Origin of the sequence: Corallococcus praedator, assembly GCF_003612125.1 — a bacterium.
Classification (GTDB): Bacteria; Myxococcota; Myxococcia; order Myxococcales; family Myxococcaceae; genus Corallococcus; species Corallococcus praedator.
Genome location: NZ_RAWI01000837.1, coordinates 1 through 611 on the forward strand (window position 1 = coordinate 1; position 611 = coordinate 611).

The window sequence follows — 611 nt, forward strand, 5'->3', positions numbered from 1 at the left end:
GAATGATGTATTAACCGCCGCACGGAAGCTAGAGGAATTAGAACGGATGGAGCAGATTAAGTACGCCGTGCTGGAGGACAGTGGCGATATTCTCAACTATTCTAAAATCGGCAGGCTAGCGAAAAGAACAGGCATCACTGAGCCAGTCAGACAGAGTCAGACAGCACGGTTCGTCAGGGGTGGCCGAGTAAGCGAGCGCAGCGCGGCATTTTATTTTGCATTCCTTGAACAGCAGAAGGCGCGATAATGGCAACACTCCGGTTTCTCCTGCTTGAAAACAAACCGCTTGATATCGAGAAAATTCAGGGTGCGCTGACGAAGGGCGAAATTGACTACGAGTTGCGAACGGTAGACACGTGCGCTGATGTTATTACGGCGATCGAAACTCCGGCGTTTGACTTAATTTTGGCGGCTTATGCGCTGCCCGGTTTTGGTGGCATTGCTGCTCTAGAAACGGCTCACGATCGCTGTCCTAATCTGCCATTTATTTTTGTCTCTGCCAGTATGGGCGAGGAATTGGCGATCGAAACGCTCAAGCGCGGAGCTACAGACTACGTTCTCAAGCAGCGGTTAGAACGGCTGGCACCTTGCGTTCAGCGAGCTTTGCGGGA

General features: G+C 51.7%; 2 protein-coding genes. Both read left to right on the top strand.

Features of this window, described 5'->3' with window-relative positions; translation table 11 throughout:
• The coding region (locus tag D7Y13_RS47370) for a hypothetical protein (RefSeq protein ID WP_208734568.1) at positions 1 to 247 on the top strand (247 nt) is incomplete at its 5' end.
• On the top strand, positions 247 to 611 hold a 365-nt coding region (locus D7Y13_RS42045; RefSeq protein WP_147452672.1), incomplete at its 3' end, for a response regulator. The genes D7Y13_RS47370 and D7Y13_RS42045, both read left to right, overlap by 1 nt.